The organism is Faecalibacillus sp. TM498 (genome assembly GCF_020589955.1).
GTDB classification, from domain to species: domain Bacteria; phylum Bacillota_I; class Bacilli_A; order Erysipelotrichales; family Coprobacillaceae; genus Faecalibacillus; species Faecalibacillus intestinalis.
The window spans coordinates 32,107-54,673 of sequence record NZ_JAJDKB010000001.1; the positions used below are offsets into that span (position 1 = coordinate 32,107).

27 protein-coding genes are annotated in these 22,567 nt (G+C 28.0%); 5 read left to right on the top strand and 22 right to left on the bottom strand.

The annotated features are described in order from the left end of the window. Positions 1-10 precede the first annotated feature (10 nt). The 15 genes from LJD32_RS00165 to LJD32_RS00235 form a co-directional block, all read right to left on the bottom strand. Complete coding sequence (locus LJD32_RS00165) at positions 11-253, bottom strand: 23S rRNA methyltransferase (RefSeq protein WP_227391532.1); 243 nt, start codon at positions 251-253, stop codon at positions 11-13. Positions 254-295: 42 nt separating this feature from the next. Beyond that, complete coding sequence (rlmD, locus tag LJD32_RS00170; protein ID WP_227403792.1) at positions 296-1,651, bottom strand: 23S rRNA (uracil(1939)-C(5))-methyltransferase RlmD; 1,356 nt, start codon at positions 1,649-1,651, stop codon at positions 296-298. 31 nt (positions 1,652-1,682) lie between these two features. Next, positions 1,683-2,411 (bottom strand): hypothetical protein, encoded by a 729-nt coding sequence (locus LJD32_RS00175; RefSeq protein ID WP_119363627.1) that lies wholly within the window; start codon positions 2,409-2,411, stop codon positions 1,683-1,685. Positions 2,412-2,452: 41 nt separating this feature from the next. Next, on the bottom strand, positions 2,453-3,499 hold the full coding sequence (locus LJD32_RS00180; RefSeq protein ID WP_227391511.1) for a CamS family sex pheromone protein: 1,047 nt from the start codon (positions 3,497-3,499) through the stop codon (positions 2,453-2,455). A gap of 36 nt (positions 3,500-3,535) precedes the next feature. After that, positions 3,536-5,530 (bottom strand): NAD-dependent DNA ligase LigA, encoded by a 1,995-nt coding sequence (gene ligA / locus LJD32_RS00185; RefSeq protein ID WP_227391510.1) that lies wholly within the window; start codon positions 5,528-5,530, stop codon positions 3,536-3,538. A 70-nt stretch (positions 5,531-5,600) separates the two neighbouring features. After that, the gene (locus LJD32_RS00190; protein WP_032090436.1) at positions 5,601-7,751 is read right to left on the bottom strand and encodes an ATP-dependent helicase; all 2,151 of its coding nucleotides are present in this window, start codon (positions 7,749-7,751) and stop codon (positions 5,601-5,603) included. Between the two features lie 73 nt (positions 7,752-7,824). Next, on the bottom strand, positions 7,825-8,742 hold the full coding sequence (locus tag LJD32_RS00195; RefSeq protein WP_032090437.1) for a dihydroorotate dehydrogenase: 918 nt from the start codon (positions 8,740-8,742) through the stop codon (positions 7,825-7,827). Then, a complete protein-coding gene (locus LJD32_RS00200; RefSeq protein ID WP_032090438.1) occupies positions 8,735-9,487 on the bottom strand; it encodes a dihydroorotate dehydrogenase electron transfer subunit in 753 nt (250 codons plus the stop codon). Before LJD32_RS00200 ends, LJD32_RS00195 begins: the two co-directional genes overlap by 8 nt. Before the next feature lie 9 nt (positions 9,488-9,496). Next, a complete protein-coding gene (locus tag LJD32_RS00205) occupies positions 9,497-10,759 on the bottom strand; it encodes a dihydroorotase (RefSeq protein WP_227391509.1) in 1,263 nt (420 codons plus the stop codon). A gap of 120 nt (positions 10,760-10,879) precedes the next feature. Beyond that, positions 10,880-11,059: a 30S ribosomal protein S21 gene (gene rpsU, locus LJD32_RS00210; RefSeq protein ID WP_022002829.1), complete on the bottom strand. Its 180-nt coding sequence runs from the start codon at positions 11,057-11,059 to the stop codon at positions 10,880-10,882. Positions 11,060-11,185: 126 nt separating this feature from the next. Then, positions 11,186-11,458 carry a GNAT family N-acetyltransferase gene (locus LJD32_RS00215; RefSeq protein WP_032090440.1) on the bottom strand — a complete coding sequence of 91 codons (273 nt, stop codon included), beginning with the start codon at positions 11,456-11,458 and terminating at the stop codon, positions 11,186-11,188. A 64-nt stretch (positions 11,459-11,522) separates the two neighbouring features. Next, positions 11,523-12,422 carry a hypothetical protein gene (locus LJD32_RS00220; RefSeq protein WP_227391508.1) on the bottom strand — a complete coding sequence of 300 codons (900 nt, stop codon included), beginning with the start codon at positions 12,420-12,422 and terminating at the stop codon, positions 11,523-11,525. Positions 12,423-12,450: 28 nt separating this feature from the next. Continuing rightward, positions 12,451-12,906 carry a hypothetical protein gene (locus tag LJD32_RS00225; protein ID WP_032090442.1) on the bottom strand — a complete coding sequence of 152 codons (456 nt, stop codon included), beginning with the start codon at positions 12,904-12,906 and terminating at the stop codon, positions 12,451-12,453. 51 nt (positions 12,907-12,957) lie between these two features. Then, positions 12,958-13,269: a DUF3784 domain-containing protein gene (locus LJD32_RS00230; protein ID WP_227391507.1), complete on the bottom strand. Its 312-nt coding sequence runs from the start codon at positions 13,267-13,269 to the stop codon at positions 12,958-12,960. A 22-nt stretch (positions 13,270-13,291) separates the two neighbouring features. Next, a complete protein-coding gene (locus LJD32_RS00235) occupies positions 13,292-13,849 on the bottom strand; it encodes a Sir2 family NAD-dependent protein deacetylase (protein WP_227279516.1) in 558 nt (185 codons plus the stop codon). Positions 13,850-14,158: 309 nt separating this feature from the next. Between LJD32_RS00235 and LJD32_RS00240 the strand changes: the two genes are divergently transcribed. From LJD32_RS00240 to LJD32_RS00255, 4 genes are all read left to right on the top strand, one after another. Beyond that, entirely contained in the window at positions 14,159-14,704 is a 546-nt protein-coding gene (locus tag LJD32_RS00240; RefSeq protein WP_227391506.1) for a hypothetical protein, read from the top strand. Positions 14,705-15,092: 388 nt separating this feature from the next. After that, positions 15,093-15,650, top strand: coding sequence for a TetR/AcrR family transcriptional regulator (locus tag LJD32_RS00245; RefSeq protein ID WP_032090447.1), 558 nt, complete (start codon positions 15,093-15,095; stop codon positions 15,648-15,650). Continuing rightward, complete coding sequence (locus LJD32_RS00250) at positions 15,637-16,845, top strand: MFS transporter (protein WP_032090448.1); 1,209 nt, start codon at positions 15,637-15,639, stop codon at positions 16,843-16,845. Before LJD32_RS00245 ends, LJD32_RS00250 begins: the two co-directional genes overlap by 14 nt. Before the next feature lie 134 nt (positions 16,846-16,979). Beyond that, positions 16,980-17,840 carry a Cof-type HAD-IIB family hydrolase gene (locus LJD32_RS00255; protein WP_032090449.1) on the top strand — a complete coding sequence of 287 codons (861 nt, stop codon included), beginning with the start codon at positions 16,980-16,982 and terminating at the stop codon, positions 17,838-17,840. 24 nt (positions 17,841-17,864) lie between these two features. Here the strand turns inward: LJD32_RS00255 and LJD32_RS00260 are convergent, their stop codons facing one another. The 6 genes from LJD32_RS00260 to LJD32_RS00285 are packed head-to-tail and all read right to left on the bottom strand — an operon-like array spanning position 17,865 to position 21,139. Then, on the bottom strand, positions 17,865-18,440 hold the full coding sequence (locus LJD32_RS00260; protein WP_227391505.1) for a hypothetical protein: 576 nt from the start codon (positions 18,438-18,440) through the stop codon (positions 17,865-17,867). Between the two features lie 24 nt (positions 18,441-18,464). Continuing rightward, entirely contained in the window at positions 18,465-19,154 is a 690-nt protein-coding gene (locus LJD32_RS00265; RefSeq protein ID WP_227391504.1) for a M24 family metallopeptidase, read from the bottom strand. Positions 19,155-19,177: 23 nt separating this feature from the next. Continuing rightward, complete coding sequence (locus tag LJD32_RS00270) at positions 19,178-19,579, bottom strand: hypothetical protein (protein WP_117782460.1); 402 nt, start codon at positions 19,577-19,579, stop codon at positions 19,178-19,180. Positions 19,580-19,601: 22 nt separating this feature from the next. After that, on the bottom strand, positions 19,602-20,180 hold the full coding sequence (locus LJD32_RS00275; RefSeq protein ID WP_158570107.1) for a DUF3267 domain-containing protein: 579 nt from the start codon (positions 20,178-20,180) through the stop codon (positions 19,602-19,604). A 20-nt stretch (positions 20,181-20,200) separates the two neighbouring features. Then, positions 20,201-20,503, bottom strand: a complete 303-nt coding sequence (locus LJD32_RS00280) for a hypothetical protein (protein WP_106986921.1) — start codon at positions 20,501-20,503, stop codon at positions 20,201-20,203. Positions 20,504-20,515: 12 nt separating this feature from the next. Further along, on the bottom strand, positions 20,516-21,139 hold the full coding sequence (locus LJD32_RS00285) for an NUDIX hydrolase N-terminal domain-containing protein (protein ID WP_106986920.1): 624 nt from the start codon (positions 21,137-21,139) through the stop codon (positions 20,516-20,518). Positions 21,140-21,246: 107 nt separating this feature from the next. Between LJD32_RS00285 and LJD32_RS00290 the strand changes: the two genes are divergently transcribed. Next, complete coding sequence (locus LJD32_RS00290) at positions 21,247-21,678, top strand: NUDIX hydrolase (RefSeq protein ID WP_227391503.1); 432 nt, start codon at positions 21,247-21,249, stop codon at positions 21,676-21,678. 28 nt (positions 21,679-21,706) lie between these two features. On the opposite strand, the gene LJD32_RS00295 is transcribed toward LJD32_RS00290, so the two are convergent. After that, positions 21,707-22,561 (bottom strand): AraC family transcriptional regulator, encoded by an 855-nt coding sequence (locus tag LJD32_RS00295; protein WP_227391502.1) that lies wholly within the window; start codon positions 22,559-22,561, stop codon positions 21,707-21,709. Positions 22,562-22,567: the final 6 nt, after the last annotated feature.

Genomic DNA, 22,567 nt, shown 5'->3' on the forward strand with positions numbered 1-22,567 from the left:
CCTCCCTTTATTAACTATTCATCTTAAAATACTTCAATGCCTCCACAATTGCACTCTCTTTATCTTCTGGACACTGCGGTTGCCTGCTATCTTCATTTTTAGGTAAATTATAATTCTTTCCAACCTCAATTCCGCATTTTCTCTTTACCTGTGAGATATACAGATTGGAAACCTTCATGCTGGCATTATGTTCAGCCACATACTTCTTTATCTCATCATATGTCGCCTTAGTCTCTGCAGATGTTATATCCATATCATCAAGTTCAATCGTGACATTAATGTAATCATCCGACTTTTATTTCAGTTTGGACAAAAGACATACTGTCTCCACATGGAAAGTATGCGGGAACATATCTACTGGTTGACAATGTGTAATTGTATACCCGTGTTCATTTAAATACTTAGCATCTCTTGCTTGAGTGGCTACATCACATGAAATATAAATAATTTCTTTTGGATTTGCCTGTAATAAATGTTCTAAGAATTCTTCTGAACATCCTTTTCGTGGTGGATCAACAAAAACAACATCTAAATGGGTATTTTTCTTAACAAGCTCAACCATATATTTTCCAGCATCATCACAGACAAATTCTGCATTATCTATTTTATTAAGTAGAGCATTATTTTTAGCATCTTCAATGGCTTGTGGAACAACTTCGACTCCATAGACTTTCTTTACATGTTTTGCAAGTGAAAGGGTAATGGTTCCAATTCCACAATATGCATCCAAAACAGTTGATTCTTTTGTAAGATGTGCTAAATCAATCGCTGTTTGATAAAGTTTTTCTACTTGAATAGGATTGATTTGATAGAATGATTTTAAGGAAATTTTATATTGATTGTCTAATAATGTATCATAAATATAACCTTTTCCATAAAGTATCTTTTCTTCATCACCTAAAATAACATTATCATGTCTTTCATTGATATTTTGAATAATGGTTTTAATATGTGGAAATTCTTTAACAAGTGTTTCAACAATTTGATCAATATGTTTAATTGTCTTTTGATAAGTAATAAAACATAGCATAAATTCTTCACTGTGATAGCCTTTTTTAGTAAGAACATGTTTAATATTACCTTTATGTGTTGTTTTATCATAAGGTTTAATATCATATTTTACAAAGAGTTCTTTCACTCTTTGAATCACTGCATTTGATTCTTTATTTTGAATAAGACATTCATCACAAGCAATAATATCGTTTGTTCTTTGTTTATAAAAACCTGTTACTAATTGACCATTTTTATCATAACCTAAAGGCATTTGAACTTTATTTCGATAATACCAAGGATCTTCTTGCATCAAACAAGGTTGTACATCAACTTCTAAATGTCCAATTCTTTCCATACAATCCTTTACTCTTTTTGTTTTAAATTCTTGTTGTCCCTTACTTGATAAATGCATTAAATGACATCCACCGCATCCTTGATAAATATGACATTTAGGATTCACTCTTTCAGGTGAAGGTTTTTGTAATTCAATTAAACGTCCTACCCCATAATTTTTTAACATTTTAATACATTTAATTTGTCCAACTTCCCCTGTAATCATGCCATTTACAAAATAAGTAAATCCTTCATATTTAACGATTCCTTTTCCATCATGAGATTGATCAACACATTCTCCTATAAAATAATCATTTTTCTTCATTTTTTCCTCCAAAAAAACGAGCTGAGCTCGTTTATTGATTATTATTTGCGGCAGCTTTATTTGCTGCATCGACTTCTGCTTGTCTTTGAATTGCTTTATCTGCTGATGCTTGGTCTTTAACATTTTGACCTGTATAGGTAATTGCATCAACACCTGCATGTTTTGTTCCAAATAATGGGAAATCACTTTCACCATTAGATTTTACAATAATTTCTAAATCATATTGTAAACGTCCATTTGCTTTATTTAAAAGTTGTGACCATGCAGCACCATCTTCTTTACTTTGTCCCATTGCATCATCAAAAGTATGTAAAGAATTTTCAACTAAAGATTTAGCAGTATCAACTTGAATATTATCTGATAATTGATAAGTAAGCTTAATTGTACGACAACCAACTTTAATTGCAACATCTTGAATATTTTCATCTTGTTCTATTTGTGATTCAACTTGAGTAATTGCATTTTTATCAACAGATAATAATTTCACACATCTTTCTCCATAAACAGGTCCATTATTATTTCCTGAAAAAACAAAAATATAAAGGAAAAAAGCAACTACTGCAACAACAAATAAAGTTAAAACAACATGCCATATTTTAAGCTTTCTCTTTTTCTTTTTTGGTTTAGCCACCTTTTTCTCCTTTACTTCATCATCAAATGTAAATTTCCCTGTATGATTTGCATGAATATCATTATTTGGTTTTAATTCGTCTTTATCAAATTCGATTGTATCATCAAAAGAAAATCTTTCTCTTGCCATTCTTTCACCTTCTCTTCTATCATTGTATCAAATGTCTATCATTAATACAACAATGTACTTTGTGCATCCTTTCCAGCATTTTTAATCACAACAGCTTTCAATCCATCTTGATCATTAATCACTGCATAACTATCAAATCCAGAAAAATGATTATCCATTTGGTCTGCAACTGTTTCTACTACATAAATAAGTTCTGTATAACTTTTTACACTCGCAGTAATTTGAATTTTTAAACTTTGAATTGAACCATCTTTATATTTCCCATAACCTACAACACCAACAGCTTCAGTTGAAGCATTTTTTACATTGTTTTTAAAAACCGAAAATTGTGAATATAGAGCTTCATCTGCTTTATTTGCTTCATCACTTGTAAAAATATAAGTAGCATAATCTAAAGCTTTAATATTTCCAACTTTTCCATTTTGACAATAACTACTATAAATAAAGCGTCCATTATAACTATTTTCTTCACTGTCATTTTGACGATAAACAGCAATCAATGTAGGAATATCTTTCACAGATTTTTTTGTTTGTAAGTACTTATATAATCTAGAAATCGTTTCTTTTGCGTAACTGTCTATACTTCCTTCAGATAAAGTTGCATTCGTTCCACCTTTTGGATCTAGAATAATCGCTATAGACATCCCTTTTAAAGTATACTTATCTCCACTTTTTTCATAATAATCTTGTTCACTAATATTTTCTACCATCTTATTAATTTCTTGACCATCAACTAATTCTCCATTTAATGGTTGTAAAGAATATTTTTCTTTCTTTAAAAGTTGATTTTTATCATTTTGAACAAGTTGTAGACCCTCAGACATATAATAATCTGAAGTAGAGAAATAATCTGTCGATAAAGCTTGTAATTCTCTTCCTATTGTTTGAAAATCTTCAGAAGAAGAAAAATCTTGATAAAAAGTTTCTCTTACAAGATTCGTTCCTAAATTAACAATAGGATAAAATGAATCATCTAAAGAATCAGTAGATGATGTATCTTGGCTACTTTTTGTTTCTTTTTTACTTGTTTTTGACGTACATCCTGTACAAAGAAGTAAACATAATATAACTGTAAATAGTTTTTTCATGAGCACCCTCCTTTTTTGGCACATTATAGCATAAAATTATGATTTTATCATTTCCATAAACATTTCTTCCGTTAAAACTGGAATATTTAAAGATTGTGCTTTTGTAAGCTTACTACCTGCATTTTCCCCTGCTAATAAATAGGTTGTCTTTTTAGAAACGGATCCAGAAACTTTACCACCATTATTTTCTATTAAAGTAGCTGCTTCTTTTCTAGATAATGTAGGAAGTGTTCCTGTAACAACAAAAGTCATATTTTCTAATATAGATGAACTTTGAGTATCTTCAATTTCCATCTTTAATCCATAGTGCTCTAATTTATGAATGATTTCTTTATTCTTTTCATCTTTAAAATAATCAATTAAAATTTGTGCACTGGTATCACCAATATCATTGACTTCAACAAGTTGTTCATAAGAAGCATTCATCAATTGATCCATCGTTTTAAATTTCTTCATTAAAGATTTTGCAGCCGATTTACCAATATTTGAAATACCTAAAGCAGTTAAAACCTTCGTTGCATCATTTTCTTTACTTTTTTCAATGGCATTTAATAAATTATCTGTACTTTTAACAAGACCAATTACCTTTTTATCTAAAAGTTCTTGTCTTTTATCTTTTAAAATATAAATATCACTGACATCATGAATATACCCTTGATCTATTAAAGTTTCAACATACGATAAACCAAAACCTTTAATATCCATGGCATCTCTTCCTACAAAATTAACAACATTTCTAACTAATTTACTTGGACATGTAGGATTAGAACATTTAATATCAACTGTCCCCTCTTCTTGATACGTTGGTGCCCCACATACAGGACACGTATTTCCTATTTGATAAGGAACACTTCCTGCAGGTCTTTTATCTTTATTGACACCTTTAACTTTAGGAATGATTTCTCCTGATTTATAAACAATGATCGTATCTCCAAGACGTACATCTAAACTATCAATAAAATCTTGATTATGAAGCGTTGCTCTTGAAACCGTTGTTCCACATAAACGGACTGGTTCAAAGATAGCTGTTGGTGTAATTCTACCTGTTCTTCCAACTGAAAGTTCTATATCTAAAAGCTTTGTTTCTTTTTCTTCTGGCGGATATTTATAAGCCACGGCCCAACGAGGCACTTTGGCTGTTTGCCCTAATTGTTGTCTTTGTGCATAGCTATCAATTTTAACAACTGCTCCATCAATATCATAGCCTAATTGATCTCTGCTTTCACCAATCATTTCAATTGCTTTCCATACTTCTTCAAAATTGTGACATACTTGATAATTATCAATGACTTTCATTCCTTGTTTTTTCAAATATTCATAACCTTGACTATGACTCGTAATTTCTTTTCCTCGAATATCTTGAATATTAAAAATAAACATAGAAAGATTTCTTTGTTTTGTAATACGACTATCTAATTGACGTAATGTTCCTGCCGCACAGTTTCTAGGATTTGCGAAAGTTTTTTTATTATTAAGCTCTTGAATTTCATTTACTTTATCAAAGGCCTCATTTGTCATATAAACTTCACCACGTACTTCAAGATATTCAATAGGTTCCTTTAATTTATTTTTAACATCTTTGATTACTTTAGCATTAACGGTTACATCTTCTCCTTGAATGATTCCATCTCCACGAGTAATAGCCGTTGTTAAAAGACCATTTTCATATCTTAAAGCCATTGAAAGACCATCAATTTTATATTCAACAACAAACACAGGATCAACTAATGTTTCTTGCATTGATTTTACGAAGTCTTGGACTTCTTCTTTAGAAAAAACATCTTGTAAAGAAAGCATAGGAACACGGTGTCTTACTAAAACTCCTGCTTCTCTTTTAGCACTTCCTCCAACATGTTGTGTTGGTGAATTTGGTGTGACAAATTCAGGATGATCCTTTTCTATTTTTTTAAGTTCTTTCATCATCATATCATATTCATAATCACTTATTTCTGGATCGTCTTGGTTATAATAACGATCATTATGATATTCAATTGTTTTTACTAATTCTTCATATCTTTTTAAATCATCCATATTCTTACTCCTTTTTAAAATCTTTTTTATTATAACAAAATAATACTAAAAAGAGAATTCAAAGAATTCTCTAATTTGTAAGTTTTTTTAATGCTTTATGATTGGCCATTAAAGACTTAAGTCCTGCTGGAAGTTCAAAAGCAATATCTAAAATATTCTTATTGACCTTAACAACAACACCCTTACCAAAAATATCATGATTTACAAGATCTCCAACTTTCCAATCATCAACCTTATTATCCCCAATCAATTCTGCTTTAGACACTGTTTGTTTAGGTACATAATCTGTTGTTTTAAAACGAGGCTTACTTCCGCTATGAATAATTCCTTCATTTCCTACTTCATCAATGAAACGACTAGAAATTTTAGGTGAATCTGTTACAAAACTAAATCCTTCACTATCTGTTAAGAAAAGCTGTTTTCTCGCTCTTGTAAAGGCTACATATGCGAGTCTTCTTTCTTCTTCAAGACCATCATCTCCATCTTCAGCTAAACTTCTAAAGCTTGGGAAAATTCCTTCAGATAAGCCTAAAACAAAGACATAATCAAATTCTAGACCTTTAGCCATATGAATAGACATTAAAGAAACATATTGACCTTGATCAATTGCATCATTATCCGTATATAAAGAAATATCTTGTAAATAATTTTCTAATGTTGGTGCATCTTCATGAGAAACTTGAAAATCATAAATTGAACGTTGTAATTCATGAATATTATCAATACGATTATCTTCTAAATCATTTTTGAGCATTTCAATATAACCAACATCAATCATTAAATTTTCAAACATTTCATGTAATGGTAAAGTTGAACGTCTTGCTTTTTCAATTGCTTCAACTAAAATTCGCACTTCTTTTTTTGATTTATTAGAAAGTCTAATTTCATCACTATGAAGCGTTAAAGCATCATAAAGTGAAATTTGATGATTAAGTGCTACTAATTGAATATTTTCTAATGTTTTTTTACCAATACCTCTAGCTGGTGTATTAATAATTCTTTCAAACGCTAAATCTTCTTGATTACAAACAAGTCTTAAATAGCTTAAGGCATCTTTAACTTCTTTACGATTAAAGAATTTTAATCCCCCAAAAATACGATAATCAATTCCTTTACGAATCAATACTTGTTCAATCGTACGTGATAAATAGTTTGCACGATATAAAATTGCAATATCACGATAATTAACCCCATCTTGATTATTTACAATATCTTCGATTTTATTAGCAATCCAATTAGCTTCCTCTTCTTCACTTTTAGAAACATGATGAATCACATCTTCTCCACCTGTTTGCTTTGTAAAAAGATTCTTTTCTAAACGTTGACTATTTTTACGAATTAAATTATTTGATACTTTTAATATATTTCCAGTTGAACGATAGTTTTGATCAAGAATAATTGTTTTATTAGGTTTGAAATCTTTATCAAAATCTAAAATAAAATGAACATCTGCTCCTCTAAAGCTATAAATTGTTTGATCAGGATCTCCAACGACACAAACAATGGCATATTTTGATAATAATTGAACTAAATGATATTCAATTTCACCTACATCTTGGAATTCATCTACATGAATATATTGGAATTTTCTTTGCCATTTTTCTAATATATCTGGATAATTATCCAAAATATAAACTGCCTTTAATAATAAATCATCAAAATCTAATAAGAAATGATCTTCTTTATAGTTTTCATAGGCTTCATAGACTTTTGCTTTTTTGAGTTCTCCTGAAAATTGTCCAGCTAATTCAATAGCTCTTTGTGGAGAAACTCTCGCTGTTTTATATGAAGAAATTGTATTGATCATGCTTTTAATAGAAATAACTTTTGCATCTATTTCTAATTGTGTATAAAGCTTTTTAATAAGTGCTTTTTGATCTTCTTCATCCATAATTGTAAAATTACTTGGATAATTTAAAACATTAATATGTTGTCTTAAAAATCTCACACATAAAGAATGAATCGTACAAATAAGTGTTCCACTTCCATGAATACCTACAACTTCATTCACTCTTTCTTTCATCTCGTTAGCAGCTTTATTGGTAAAAGTAATTGCCAAAATAGAACGAGGATCAATTCCTACATCCTGTATTAAATGTGCAATACGATAAGTCACGACTCTTGTTTTTCCAGAACCTGCCCCCGCAATAATTCTTAAGTGACTATCTAAATACGTTGCTGCTTCTTTTTGATTTTTATTTAACAATGTATCTAAATCCATTTATTTCACCCCTATTTATCTTATTATATTACATGGATAATGATAGAAAAAGAGAAATCTTTCATTTCTCTTTTTAATATTGATGTGATAAGCCAACGATATCATTAATATCTTCAACACCAAGTTTTTCAAGTTCTTTTGGTAAATCTTGAATAATTTTATAACAAGCATATGGATCAACAAGGTTTTGACAACCAATCGCCACAGCGCTTGCGCCTGCAACCATCATTTCAATAACATCATGGGCACTTGAAATACCACCCATACCAATTACTGGAATCTTAACAGCTTTACTTACTTGATGAACCATACGTAAAGCTACTGGGAAAATAGCTGGTCCTGAATAACCACCTGTTCCATTAGCGATAATCGGTTTTCCAGTTTTGATATTAAAACGCATACCTACTAAAGTATTGATCATTGTAATTCCATCAGCTCCAGCTTCTTCTACAGCCTTTGCCATTTCAACGATATCTGTTACATTAGGAGAAAGTTTAACATAAACCGGTTTTTGAGAAACGGCTTTTACTTTACGTGTAACATCCGCAGCCATTTGTGGATTTGTCCCAAATTGAATACCTCCACTATGAACATTTGGACAAGAAATATTAAGTTCTAACGCTCCTACCATATCATGTGTTGAAATACGTTTTGCGGTTTCAACATAGTCATCAATACAGCTTCCACCAATATTAGCGATGACTTTATCATTATAACATTTACGAAGTTCTTCTAGCTCATGAGACATGACCGCATCAACACCGGGATTTTGGAGTCCAATTGCATTAAGCATTCCACTTGGCCCTTCCGCAATACGTGGTAAAGGATTTCCATAACGCGGTTCAAGCGTTGTTCCTTTGATCATGATACTTCCTAAAACATTAATATCATAAAATCTTGTAAATTCATATCCAAATCCAAAAGTTCCTGATGCTGGAATAACTGGATTTTTCATTTCTAAACCTGGAAGTTTAACTTTTAAATTAACCATTTACAATAACCTCCTCACTTAATAAAATTGGTCCTTCTACACAAATACGTTTATAAGGTTTTGTTTTCACTTTACATGAACATCCCATACAAGCTCCAAAACCACATCCCATTCTTGCTTCAAAAGAAAGTTGTCCGTTTTCTGGATAATTTAAAGCAAGCGCATCTAACATTGGTTCAGGTCCACATGTATAATAATGATCAAATGTTAAATTAGCTTTTTTAATAACATCAATAACTGTTCCTTTAACACCTAAAGAACCATCCATTGTCGCAATTAATACATCTCCAAATTCTTGGAATTTATCAATATAGAAAACATCTTTTTTAGAAGAAAATCCTAAAACAGTTGTGACTTCTACACCTTTTTCTTTTAATTTTTTACCTAAGTTATAAAGAGGTGGTGTTCCAAGTCCTCCACCAATAAGTAAAGCTTTTCCTTCTTGAACAGTAAAACCATTTCCTAAACCAATTAAACAATCCAATTGATCTCCAATTTGTTTATTCTTTAAAATTTCTGTTCCTTGACCAACAACTTTAAAAACAATCACAATTGTATTTTCATCATAATCAGAAATAGACATTGGTCTTCTAAGATAAGGTTGTAAACTTTCATTAATCTTAATATTAATGAATTGACCTGGTTGACTAATATATTTAGCCCCTTCTCCTTTTAAAGTCATTTCATAAACATCATCTGCAATGTTTTCAATTTTTGTAATTTCCATTAACCCTTGATAGTTCATAAATTCCTCCTATAATTTTTCTATTTTTCCATCTAAAATATGATACTTCACTAAACCAAAACATTTTGTATCTAAAAATGGTGTGTTTTTTGCTTTTGAATAAATATTATCTCTCGTAATCGTATATTCTTCATTTAAATCAATGATAGCAATATTAGCTTTTTTACCAACAGCCATATCATGATCCAATCCAATTACTTGACTTGGATTGACTGTCATACATTTTAAAACAGTTTCTAAATCTAACAAATTCTTCTTAACTAAATATGTATAAACAAGACTAAAAGCATGTTGATTACCAATAATACCAAATGGTGCTTGATCAATTGGTTTTAATTTTTCTTCATCACTATGAGGTGCATGATCTGTTGAGATACATGTCACTGTTCCATCTTTAAGTCCTTCAATTAAAGCATCTAAATCTTCTTTACTTCGAAGTGGTGGATTCATTTTATAATTTGGATTTAAGTTTTTAATATTTTCATCTGTTAAAATCAAATGATGTGGACAAGCTTCTCCTGAAACAGGAAGTCCTTGTTTTCGATACTCTCTTAATCCTGCCACAGTTTCTTTAGTAGAAATATGACAAATATGATAACGATTACCAATTTCTTTAGATAATTGTAAATCACGTAAAGCATGATTATATTCTGAAGCATTATTGATTCCTACAAGACCATTTTCTTTAGAAACACGTCCTAGGTTAATACATGCTCCTTTTTCAAGTTCTCCTTCATCTTCACAATGAGCAACAATAATACTATTGATTGCTTTTGATTCTTTCATGGCTTTTGCCATCATTTCTTTACTTTGAACACCTTTTCCATCATCAGAAAATCCTTGTACAATATCAAAAGCATTATTTTCTTTAAAATCAACAAGCTCTTGTCCTTTTAAATCTTTCGTAATAGCACTATAAGTATATGTATGAATAGAGCTATCTTTTTGAACTCTTTGAATAAAATCTTCAATAGTTTCTTTATCATCCATACATGGATTTGTATTAGCCATCGCTACAATATGCGTATATCCTCCATATTTAGCAGATAAAGTTTCTGTTTTAATAGTTCCTTTATGTTCAAATCCTGGTTCACGTAAATGAACATGAAGATCAACAAAACCTGGTGTTACTAAAAGATCTGTACAATCAATTATATTTTCACCATCTAAATCATGACCTATTTGACTAATTGTTTCACCATCAATTTCTACATCTAATTTTTGAATTTTATTTTGGTAAAAAACATTTCCATTTTTTAATACAGTTTTCATAGTTTCTCCCTTTTTCGATTAAAAACATCTTTATTTTTATCATATAAAGTATACTAAATGATACTTATTTTTTCAATGAAAAAACGGCATAAAAAAACAGCCAAGAAGGCTGTATTTTTATTATCTTTTTTTATTATTTTTTCTTGCTGCTTCAGATTTTAATTTTCTTTTTAATCCTGGTTTAACATAGAATTCTCTTTTACGAGCTTCAGCAAGGGTACCTGTTCTAGATACTTGTCTTTTAAAACGACGTAAAGCGTCATCTAAAGATTCGTTTTCTCTTACTACAGTTTTTGCCATGATGATTCCCCCCTTTGACTCTTAATTTACAAAAGTATTATATAGAGAATCTTTCCTAATTGCAAGAAAATATTGTTATTTTTACGCATAAATATTAATTTTTTGCGTATAATATACTTTTTTGCCCTATTTATGCAAAAAGTCACACGAATTTGGTAGTTTCATAAGCTTCTTTTCAATATAACTACAAGATGGAATTATTTTCATAGAATTGTCTTTTGCATAGTCCATCAAAGCATCAAAAAGCTTTCCTGCCATTCCTTGACCTTGATATTTTTCATGAACAACTGTTGAAATAACATCAATCACATTTTCTTCTTTTCTAACATATTTAATATAACCGACTTCTTCATCCTGATCTTTTAAAACAATAAGACCTTCTTTATATTCTATTTTCATATATGTTCTCCTTTTTATTTCTTTAATAATTTATACACTTTACATGTTTTATCCTTCTTATTTTTTAAAACAAATCTAACATATTATCTAAATAAATAGCTTCTCTTACATGTATTTGATATTCAGGTTTTACCATATAATAAAGTAAAAATTCTAACACTAAAGCACTCCCTAAACTTCTACCTTCTATTTTAAATTGAGAAAAGCCTTTTGGTAGATAATTATTTTGAATATCTTCAACACTAATAAAACTCGAATTTTGCATAGCTTTAGAAAAACGATACCCCTCATGAGAATTCGGAGCTTTGCATACATGATCTAAACAATCTTCTCCAAGATTTTGACGGCTAATCGTTTCATAACATTTCTTTCGTTCAAGGCAGCCTATAAAACAACATTCGTTACATAAAAATTCAACTTTATCCATATCTTTTTGTAAAAGATTTTCTAATTGTTGAACTTTATTTAAACGAAAATCAGGGACAACATATAAAAAGTCATCTTTCTTTAACTCATCTACTAATTGTTCAAATTTTGTAAGAACTTTCGTTGTTGAAGAAACAAAATAAAAACGTGGATATTGTTTTTTTAAATATTCTAGTAACAAATCAGAATGAATGATAATCCCACTTTGAACCTCACTTTTTTCAAATAAAGCACAAAGATCATTACATCTTTTATCTTGAAGATGCTTTTCTTGAAGTAATGAATTACTGAAAGTAAGTCGCGAAGAAATATGATATTGATTCATAAGTGAAAGAACTTCATAAGGATTTTGATTTCCTTCACCAAGACGTCCTCCACCCCATAAGCAATCTTCAGGACTTCCATAAATAGAACCTATTTCACACCAATCATAAAAATATTCACGATGATGATAGAATAATGGTAAAAAGACTTTATATAATTCATAAAATTCAAATAATCCTGGTAAATGAAAATATGCTTTTTCCCTTTTTGACAAATCTATCACCTCTTCCTATATTTATTCTTTAAATGTTATCTAAAAATTTATGAGCCCCTTGTAAAAACAATTCATATCTTTTTTGTGTTACCTCATTATCTTCTTCATCCCAGACTTCAAAGATATATTCTTTATTATTTTGAATTATAGAGCATAATTGTTTTGCCGTATAATAATCATCATTTAAGTTATATAATTTTATAATTCTTTTATCTAAAGTTTTATTATAAACATCTTTACTTGTATATCCTTGTATATGTGTTAATGGATCTATACATTGTTCATGATATTTTTTACAAGGTTTACAAATGTCATCTCCATCAATTGTTAGTTTTAAATCAATAGATGGGTTATCGATTATTTCATTAGCAACCTTATAAAAATCATGTCCCATTTTTTCATCAGGAACAAATCTATCTATCCCAGATCCGTATAATTTAATAATATCAATAAAATGATGTGGTTTAATTAAAATTGAGTTCATTAATTAATCTTCCTTTCATTAATTCTTCTAATATTTTTTATAGCAATTAATTCACTTATTTTTGGAAACAACATTACTCAAAATAGTTCCTACAATTAGTGTGATAACACCTAAAATTATTGTATCATTCATACTAATAATAGAATAAGCTCCTAACATTAAAATGATAGCAGTTATATCAAATGTCATTGCCAACACCCTGCATAATCTCAACCTATTTATTTTTTCTTTATCAACTTGGCTCAAATCATTATATCCAGCAATCATATTTGAACCCTTTCCAAAATATAAAGGAATAGAAATAACTATTAATAAAATCGCACATAATAATACCGGCATTTGCATATCAATAATTTCCTCCATTCCTTTTATTCTACATTAAAAGTTAATTATTATTTAATAATTCTTCTAATACTTTTCTTACATTATGAGCAGCATCTTCTTGTATTTCGATAATTCTTGCTCCTCTAGCTTTCGCAACTTCTCTTAAATCAACAGATATTCCTGTATGAAATGAACATCCTACTACTAAAAAGATATCTCCTGGTTGTAATGTATAAACCATCTCATAAGCCTTTTGATAATTTGGTGCTGGATCACCATAAAGTACTGGTTTATTATATAAAGAATACGCAATATCCATTTCATCATCTTCTGGTAAACCACCATGTAATTCTAAAGCATCACTTCCGGCTAGTTTATGCAATCCATCAATATTCATAGTAATAATTGGTACATGATATTCAGCTAAAGCAATATGAGCATCATTCGGTTTAGCACCGTTCATATTGGCTTTAAGCTGTTTAATAACCTCATTATATTCTTCATGATGTGTATTGGCATAACTTCTAAATAGTTTTTCTCTTACATCTGGTCTTTCCATAAATGTTGGAATATTACTTTGTTTTGATATTCCTGCTCCTGTAAAAGCTAATATTTTCATATAAATCAACTCCCTTAACTACATGAAATTATATCACATATTTCTATTGGTTATCTATAAAGTGCAATGATTAAAACCAATCTCTCTATATATTTGAATGTATCTAACTTAAAGAATCGATATATACTGTTATAGATGATATTAGTGCTTATTATAACCCATTAAAAACATTTCAACAAATAAAAAAGCTGATTAAATCACAATATTTCTACATGTTATATGGTATAATTGAATAAAGATAAAATGACTATTCATAATTTAAAGTTCTTTGATGTAATAAATTTATTTTTTAAAAAGGAGGTTTTTGCAATGGAAGAAAAAAGAATAAAAGCACAATTTTCAGTAACAAGTATTTCTGATGATGTACAACAACTTATTTTAAACGAAGATGCTTTAGTAATTAAAAATGAATCCAACGTAGATATTACCATTCCGTTTAGTAGTATTAATAATATCAAAATTTTACCTGTTAATAGAATCTACAATCCATCTGTAGGTCTTTTAAAAGGTGGTTTCAAAGGTTTTATGTCACACCGTAATTCTGGAAAATTTAGTATTTACTTTAATTATTTTGTAGATTTAAACATCTATACAAACACAGGAAATTACTTTTTTGAAAGTTCAGACATCGAAGAAAATACATCTAAATTTATTTTGAAATTAAATGATATTTTTAAAATAGAAGATGATGTAAACTTAATTACCCTATTCCAAACAAAATCAACTAATGAAATAAAAGATTACATGGATAAACATTACAAAGATTTGGCAAAAACTTATAATTTAGAAAACCCACGTACTACATTAGATGATAGCATGGTAAGGTTAGCTAAAAAGAAAATTAAAAAACATTAAGTTTTAAAATCAAAGTTTCTCATAATGGGAAACTTTTTATATATCAACAACCAAATTTAATAATTCCTTTTATACATCGAATTGTCATTTTTCTTTTTTTTGAACATTCCTATTTTCTGTAATATCTCTTTTTTATCATTAAACCCTACTTCTGCTTTTCTATAGATATCGGCATATTACTTTATTTTGATATTCCTACTCCTGTAAAAGCTAATATTTCCGTATAAATCAACATCTTTAACTAAATAGAATTATAATATTACACAAATAATAAAAAAGAGGAATTAAAATATCTTCTATGATGTGTTCCATTGACAAATTTAATTTTTAATTATAAAATAACATATGTTACGTAACAAATGTTATTTTATAAGAAAGGAGTTTTGTTATGCCACCAAAATCAAAAATTAATAAGCAAGATATTTTAACTTCATCTCTTGAAATAATAAGAAAAAGTGGTTTTGAGGAAGTTAATGCAAGAAGTATTGCAAAAGAAATGAATTGTTCTACAAATCCTATTTTTAGGGTTTACAAAAATATGGATGAATTAAAAGAAGAACTTATTGAAGAAATATATAAATACTATCGAGAATTTACAGATATTTATGTTGATGAAAATGATGAATTGTATCGCGTTAGCTATGCCTATATCGAATTTGCAAGAAAAGAAAAAAATCTGTTCAAAGCTGTTTATATTTCAGATATTGGTGGTCAAAGAACGCTATCACAAATAATTCAATCATCGTACAATCAAAATATTATTAAAAAGATTGAAAAACAGTATCAAATTTCATTTGATGAAGCTTGCCAACTTTTTCAAAATATTCGATTTTATACGCATGGTATTGCAACTTATGTTCTTGTTGATAGCATTTCACTTTCGCAAGAAGAAGTTTCAGAATTATTAAAAATAGCAATTAAAAATTTTAGAAATGCTAAAAATTAAAAATACTTTAACAAAGGAAACAAAATATTTACTTATTGTAGGAATGTTATTCCTTGCTGGTTCAAATATTGCCTCAGTTTTTTTGAATGTTTATTTAGTAAGACTAACAAATAGTATATTTATTATCTTATTTCAAAATATTCTTAACTATGTTTCTTTGCTTATTGCTTTTATTATTGGAACAAAATTTATATCAAAAATAAATCTTGTTACTTTTCTTAAAACTGGCATCTTTTCAATGATTGCTTATTATTTGCTTATTTTATCATTAAAAGAACAAGCCCAATTATTTTTAATTCCATTAGGTATCTTTAATGGAATTGGTCAAGGTTTTTACTATTTTTCGTTTAACCTACTTACTGGACAACTCGTAAAAGAAAGTGAACAAGGTCGCTTCTTTTCATATCAACAAACATTCAGTTATCTTTTTGGAATTATTATGCCTTCACTTTCAGGTTATATTATTTCCATTTATACTAAACTAACAGGTTATTATATTTTATTTTTTATATCCGCTTTGTTACTTATTATTGGTATTTATATGTCTATTTTTATAAAAGGACTTACTTTAAATCAAAATATTAGATTATTAGAAGTTTTAAAACTTAAAGGTAACAAATATTGGAATGCTAATAAATATTATAATTTTAGTAACGGTATTAGAGATTCAATATTTAATCAGATATTTACTGTTTTTGCTTATACAATTATTTCTAACGAACAAATTATCGGTCAATTTAATTCAATTATGGCTTGTATTGGTATTTTCAGTTCAAGTTTAATTGCTAGTAAATTTAATAGAACCAATCAAAAGAATTATCATTTAATTGCTTCTATGATTTATTTTGGAATAATGTCCTTATTAGGAATTTTTCAATCGCCTAAAATATTATTAATCACTTATATCTTACTTGGTGTTGTCTACTGTTGGAATCAAACAATCTTTCAATCCGTTAAATTCCAATTAGCCAAAATAGCAAACAACGATTATAACCAATACGAATATATTGTTGCATCTGAATTTCCAATTGCCCTAGGAAGAATTATTGGTCTTTCAATTTCACTTATTACCTGCTCATTATTTTCATTAAATAATGCTTATCGTTTTCTTATTATTTTTAATGGAACATTATGGCTTATCGATCACTTTATCATTAACAAAAAAGTACAATGGTTAGAAAAAGAAAAACTTTAAATCATATAAATTCCAAGACATTTTATTTACACTCTCACCTATAAACATGATGTTTTAAAGAAAATATATTAATTTAAAGTTAAAAAAATCCTATCTTAATTTTTAAACATTGTCAAACGATTAAGGAGGTTTTTATGAATAAAGAAAAGATTATATTTACTGATTTAGATAAAACTCTTTTAACTGCTCAACATGAAATTAGTGAAGAAAATTTAAAAGCTTTATATCAATTACAAAATAAAGGTTTTATTGTCGTCTTTGCATCTGGGCGTAGTTATAATGATATTAAAATAAATCTATTAGAAAAATATCATCTACAAATACCTGTTATTGCTTTAAATGGTGCTCAAATCTATTTACAAGATGGTTTCTTACTTGCAAATATGCCTATTAAAGAAAACAAGATTTTTGATATTATCGATCAATGTAATAAATTAGATTACTATTATATTCTTTACGATCAATGTCACTTTTATTATCATAAATCTAAACAATTAATAAAAAGACTTTATCAATTAGCAATGACTAAAACTACTGATATTGATTATGCTCTTTATGGTATGCAAGTTTACTATGATATTATATTTTCAAGTGTCCCTCTTACTAAGCAAATTATCAACGACTTTAAAACAAAAGATAAAGATTTATTTAAATTAGAAATCATTACTCATGATTTTAAATTTATAGAAAGTATAAATAAAAAATATGACAAAGATTTCAAAATCACTTCTTCAGGTCAACTAAACACCGAGATATCTTCTTTATCGGTAACAAAAGCAAATGCTATTGATATTTTATGCAAACATTTTAATATTAATTTAGAAAATACGTATGCAATTGGAGATCATTTAAATGATTTAGAAATGTTAAAAAAAGTAAATTATAGTGGTGCTGTTAATAACGCAGTAGATGATGTAAAGAAAATTGTAAACTACATTTCTACTTCTTATGATAAAAATGGTTTTGCTAACTTTGCATATCACATTATGAAATAAAGTAAAAAAGGAACATTTGTTTAATTAATCTGTTCCTTTTTTAATGAGTTTCTTATCTTTCGTATGATACTTTCCTTTACGATAATATTCTATTGAGATAGTATTTTTATCAAAATCAATCTCATAATATATGCCTATAGCATATCGATAAACATGTTCAGGAGGTTCTGTTCCATCAAAAGACCACTCATGATTAAAGCTATCTTTAGTTAAACATTTTAATCGGCTCCTATCTGCATCCTTCTCCTTTTTAGGTCGATAACTTTTCTTCATTTCAAGTGCAAGTAAATTATCTCGTTCTACACATTCGCCTCTACTATGTACAATTAAATCTGTTTTAATTCTTATTATTTCTTCGCCTGGACCCTGTATACTTTTAGACATTTTTTTAAATTTTCCACCTCTATTGCGATTATATTCAATATCAACATAATACTTGGAATATTGGGTATCTTTTAATATATCATGTAATCTTATAGCCAGTGCTCCACAAATTGTTTGTTCAGATACTTGTGATTCAAATAAATCAATATCAAGATTTAATAGTTGTTCATTTGCTTGTTCAAATATTTTTTTTAAATTTTCAAAATCTTTTTTCATTGACGACTCCCCATTAAATATAAGTTATAATTCAACTAATTTTCCTTCAACAAAATAATAAATATTTTCTTTTTTATAACCATATTTAGAATTTAAAACACTTATATGTGGTTCAAACGTAAAATAATTTACATCTATTAATTTTGTTTTATTTCCCTTTTCAATATAAATCCTATCTTCACTTCTATTTACAATAGAATGTCCTAAATTTCCTAAAAAATCTAAATTTATAAACCCATATTCCTTTATCAAGTGATTCATATGAAAATAAAGATCTTCAAAGGTTGTTTCAACAGTAACATATTTCAATAATTCTTGATGAAGTTTATCTTCCATTTGTAATCCTTTTTTCCATTCTTCATTTTCAATATTTCCTACACAATCAACAACTATCCCATTTTCAATAATAATTGTTCTTGCATAGTCTCCCCAAACATTATTATTTTGAGGTGATAAATCAATCGTAATAATATCATTATTTTGTATAGTTTTATTTGCAGTTACATAATGTTTACCTGATATTGAAACATTTGTTTCATCTCCTGAAAAAATAAATGCTCCTACATCCCAATACCAAAAAGAATCTGCGCCCAACTCAAGCATTTTCTTCTCTAAATCATTTCTCAAATCAATAAGGGACATACCAGGTTTAATAATTTCTTTTGCATATTGTATTGTCATTTTTGCTATTTTTTGAACATCTTTATTTTCCATAATATTTTAATTCTCCTTTAAGGTTAAATATTTTTTATAGTTTCATACAACTCTTTTGTTTTTTCTTCACTTTCATAATTAATCAAGCATTTGTCGTCCTTGGTTTCAAAATAAATATATGAATGAATATTTGGATTTATATAAATAAAACATGTTCCAAATTGTGTATCAAAATAACCTGCATAGCACTTATCTTCTTTATAACCTACTTGTTTATTTCCAATTTCAACATTATCCAATAATTTAATATTTCGTATTTTATCTATTTTAATTGTTGGTTCACTACAATTAGGTACAGATGTAATGATTTCATTATCTTTAATTTTAATAGCTGGTTTTTGATTAGAATCTTTTATTAAAGACGTAACGATCAAAATAGGAATCAAAATAACTAAAATAATAATAAAATAATATCTTTTTTTCATTTTTCTACCTTTCCTCTATATGCTATTTCTTCTTATAATACATGTATTTACCACTTAATTGTAAATACTCTATCTGCTTCCTATTTCTAATTATATAAACTATAGTAGCAAGATCATTAATTGCTCCTAAAATTATAATACTTGAAACTAATCCTATCATTTTTAAAATCAATGGATTTGATAGTTTTACAAATATTACAAAAATCGATAATGGCAATGTAATACATAAATTAGGTAACAATAAAGTATAAAGATACTCTTTTACATTCTTTATTTCTGTGCAATGTGTTATCATTCCAAACCCCTGAAACCAAATATAAATATCTTCTTTTTTAGAAAAAGTTATTGCATGAAAGTATTCATGGACAATCATTAATAAAATTACAATAATAAAACCCAATATATCTATTAAAAATACATTTAAAATTTTTCCATTATATTTAGAAATTAATAATTTTAAGCTTTTTGTTAAAGGATATAAAATAATCAAAAAAACAAATAGATAGTCAATCCATCCAATAGCCATTTTCTCCAATCGTGATTCATCAACACTTTTTAACTGATTATTATTTTTTAAATAACCTCTAAACTTTATTGTCATAGATAACACCTCCATCATTATTATTTCTTAACAATCCAATCACTTTCTACATTTTCTCTTATTGCATAATAACCTCGTGGCATGTCTTTTAATAAGCAAATAGAATAATCAATGTTATAAACTTCAAATAAAGAAACAATACTTGCATCTTCTATATTATGATTGCTTCCACATAAAAATTGCCACATACCGTCATCTTCATCATGACTTACATATAAAATAGGATGTCCTTCTAAAATATGACAACATACAATGCATGCTGTATTTTGTTGATCATCAAAAGGAAATGATAGTGTTTGTTTTTTCTTCGTAAAAAATCCCATAAATATGCCTCCTTAATCAAAATATGTTTTCCATTTTTCTCCTGCCTTATAAGCATCAAAACACATTTGAATTTGTTCTTCATTATTCTTTTCTGTAGCAAGTATTGGAAGATTGTCCTTTGTAAAATAATCAAAACCTATTGTTTCACTATTTTCTTTAAAAACACCACCTTCTACTTCACAAAGCATAAATATTTTACATACTTTATAAGCATAGATTGGTTGATTATGTTTTTCTCTATCTTGAATTGCAATGACATTTTTAACAACAACATCAAGTCCTGCTTCTTCTTTTACTTCCTTTATCGTATTTTCCATAACTGAGACATTGACATCACACCAACCACCAGGTAATGACCATGTTCCATTTTTCTCTTGTACAAGTAAGATTTTATCTTCTTTAAAAATAGCAGCACGTGTATCAATTTTGGGTGTTTGATACCCTACTTCATTACAAAAAAGTCCTTCTACTTGTTCTACTGGTTTATTTGAAATATCTGCCATCATCATAGCGGAAAGTTGGCGAATACGTTCATAACGTTCTTGATCATAAACATCTTTTCCATAAGTAAGTCCGGCTTGTGCTAAACTTTGTAATTCAATAATATAATCAATCCATTTTTTATTTTTATCCATACACATTTCCTCTAATCTTTATTGATTTTATTATATCATATTTTTCTCATTGCATTTTTATTGAAAACAGATTTATAATAAAACTTACCCATAAGGAGGAAAATCATATGAAAGAATTTCGAAACAAACTTATTGTCCATGGTTTAATGAAAATCAATGACAAGTATCTTATCATTAAAAGAAGTATTATCAAAAGAGGTAAACCAAATGTATATCCTGAATATTGGGATATCCCTGGAGGTTCTGTAGAAGACTTGGAAACACCTGTAGAAGCTTTAATTAGAGAAATCAAAGAAGAAGTTAATTTAGATGTTGAAGTAAAACAAATCATTCATGAAGATAGTAATTTTGACAAAGGTAAAAATACGATGTTTACTCGACTTGTTTATATTTGTACTTTAAAAAATACAAATGATTATGTAATTCAATTAGATCCTGAAGAACATAGTGAATACCGTCTTATTTCTTCTCTAGATGAAATGTCTGATGAAAAAGTTGTTCCATTTTTAATTGATATCTTATCTAATAAAAATCTCTAATAGAAAATAACTCTATTAGAGATTTCTTTTATCTTTTTTTAATTGGAATCCATATTTCACAATAATAATTTTCATCCAATGTACCTTTAAGATATTTTGTTGGATCATCATAATATTCTACACAATATCCAGCAGCAAATTCATAATCTTTTAACGCCGGTAACCACTCTGTAAATATTTTAATATTTACATCTTGCAAGGCTTTAGGCATTGCGCCAACACATGGAAAAATTGCCCATTCAAATTCAGGAATAGTTTCTAACACAAAGCCTTCTGGAATAACTTGTTCTTGATAAGGATCTGCAATTAAATAATCAAAGTTTTCTTGTCCCATTTGTTTATCAATGTTAATTCCATAAACTCCTCTAACAACTTTTCCTTTACCTGTTTGATAATGTTCTTTCCAAAAATCAGGAATGACTTTTTTAGCATTTTCATAAGCAAACGTTTTTTCATTTGCGATAACTTTAAACGCTTTTTTTCTTTCAATCTTGTAATCCATAAGATATCCTCCTTCTAAAGCTATTGTTAGTTTCAGTGGAGCAAAGGATTTCAAAGTTGTATGCTTCTTACGAGCAACTGTTGGTGTTACACCATGAAAACGTGTAAAAGCTTTGGTAAAACTATCTGGCGAATCATATCCATATTTTATGGCAATATCAATAATTTTTATATCACTTACAGCAATTTCATTACCCGCAAGCGATAATCTTCTTTTACGAATATATTCACTAATAGTAAATCCACATAACATAGCAAATCCTTTTTGAAAATAAAATTCAGAAATATGAACATATTTTGCAACATCTTTCACTGTTATATCTTCTACTAAGTGGTTTTCAATATATTGAATTGCTTTTTCAATTGCATTTACCCAATCCATGTTTTT

Bases quoted from the DNA above. Each gene is read 5' to 3' on its own strand.
- LJD32_RS00205 (WP_227391509.1), bottom strand. From the start codon at position 10,759: ATGAAAACTGTATTAAAAAATGGAAATGTTTTTTACCAAAATAAAATT.
- LJD32_RS00290 (WP_227391503.1), top strand. From the start codon at position 21,247: ATGAAAGAATTTCGAAACAAACTTATTGTCCATGGTTTAATGAAAATC.
- LJD32_RS00240 (WP_227391506.1), top strand. From the start codon at position 14,159: ATGGAAGAAAAAAGAATAAAAGCACAATTTTCAGTAACAAGTATTTCT.
- LJD32_RS00250 (WP_032090448.1), top strand. From the start codon at position 15,637: ATGCTAAAAATTAAAAATACTTTAACAAAGGAAACAAAATATTTACTT.
- rlmD (WP_227403792.1), bottom strand. From the start codon at position 1,651: ATGAAGAAAAATGATTATTTTATAGGAGAATGTGTTGATCAATCTCAT.
- LJD32_RS00195 (WP_032090437.1), bottom strand. From the start codon at position 8,742: ATGGTTAATTTAAAAGTTAAACTTCCAGGTTTAGAAATGAAAAATCCA.
- LJD32_RS00275 (WP_158570107.1), bottom strand. From the start codon at position 20,180: ATGACAATAAAGTTTAGAGGTTATTTAAAAAATAATAATCAGTTAAAA.
- LJD32_RS00165 (WP_227391532.1), bottom strand. From the start codon at position 253: ATGGATATAACATCTGCAGAGACTAAGGCGACATATGATGAGATAAAG.
- LJD32_RS00225 (WP_032090442.1), bottom strand. From the start codon at position 12,906: ATGAACTCAATTTTAATTAAACCACATCATTTTATTGATATTATTAAA.
- LJD32_RS00215 (WP_032090440.1), bottom strand. From the start codon at position 11,458: ATGAAAATAGAATATAAAGAAGGTCTTATTGTTTTAAAAGATCAGGAT.
- LJD32_RS00270 (WP_117782460.1), bottom strand. From the start codon at position 19,579: ATGAAAAAAAGATATTATTTTATTATTATTTTAGTTATTTTGATTCCT.
- LJD32_RS00255 (WP_032090449.1), top strand. From the start codon at position 16,980: ATGAATAAAGAAAAGATTATATTTACTGATTTAGATAAAACTCTTTTA.
- LJD32_RS00200 (WP_032090438.1), bottom strand. From the start codon at position 9,487: ATGAACTATCAAGGGTTAATGGAAATTACAAAAATTGAAAACATTGCA.
- LJD32_RS00230 (WP_227391507.1), bottom strand. From the start codon at position 13,269: ATGGAGGAAATTATTGATATGCAAATGCCGGTATTATTATGTGCGATT.
- LJD32_RS00260 (WP_227391505.1), bottom strand. From the start codon at position 18,440: ATGAAAAAAGATTTTGAAAATTTAAAAAAAATATTTGAACAAGCAAAT.
- LJD32_RS00175 (WP_119363627.1), bottom strand. From the start codon at position 2,411: ATGGCAAGAGAAAGATTTTCTTTTGATGATACAATCGAATTTGATAAA.
- LJD32_RS00245 (WP_032090447.1), top strand. From the start codon at position 15,093: ATGCCACCAAAATCAAAAATTAATAAGCAAGATATTTTAACTTCATCT.
- LJD32_RS00235 (WP_227279516.1), bottom strand. From the start codon at position 13,849: ATGAAAATATTAGCTTTTACAGGAGCAGGAATATCAAAACAAAGTAAT.
- rpsU (WP_022002829.1), bottom strand. From the start codon at position 11,059: ATGGCAAAAACTGTAGTAAGAGAAAACGAATCTTTAGATGACGCTTTA.
- LJD32_RS00180 (WP_227391511.1), bottom strand. From the start codon at position 3,499: ATGAAAAAACTATTTACAGTTATATTATGTTTACTTCTTTGTACAGGA.
- LJD32_RS00285 (WP_106986920.1), bottom strand. From the start codon at position 21,139: ATGGATAAAAATAAAAAATGGATTGATTATATTATTGAATTACAAAGT.
- LJD32_RS00265 (WP_227391504.1), bottom strand. From the start codon at position 19,154: ATGGAAAATAAAGATGTTCAAAAAATAGCAAAAATGACAATACAATAT.
- ligA (WP_227391510.1), bottom strand. From the start codon at position 5,530: ATGGATGATTTAAAAAGATATGAAGAATTAGTAAAAACAATTGAATAT.
- LJD32_RS00190 (WP_032090436.1), bottom strand. From the start codon at position 7,751: ATGGATTTAGATACATTGTTAAATAAAAATCAAAAAGAAGCAGCAACG.
- LJD32_RS00295 (WP_227391502.1), bottom strand. From the start codon at position 22,561: ATGGATTGGGTAAATGCAATTGAAAAAGCAATTCAATATATTGAAAAC.
- LJD32_RS00280 (WP_106986921.1), bottom strand. From the start codon at position 20,503: ATGGGATTTTTTACGAAGAAAAAACAAACACTATCATTTCCTTTTGAT.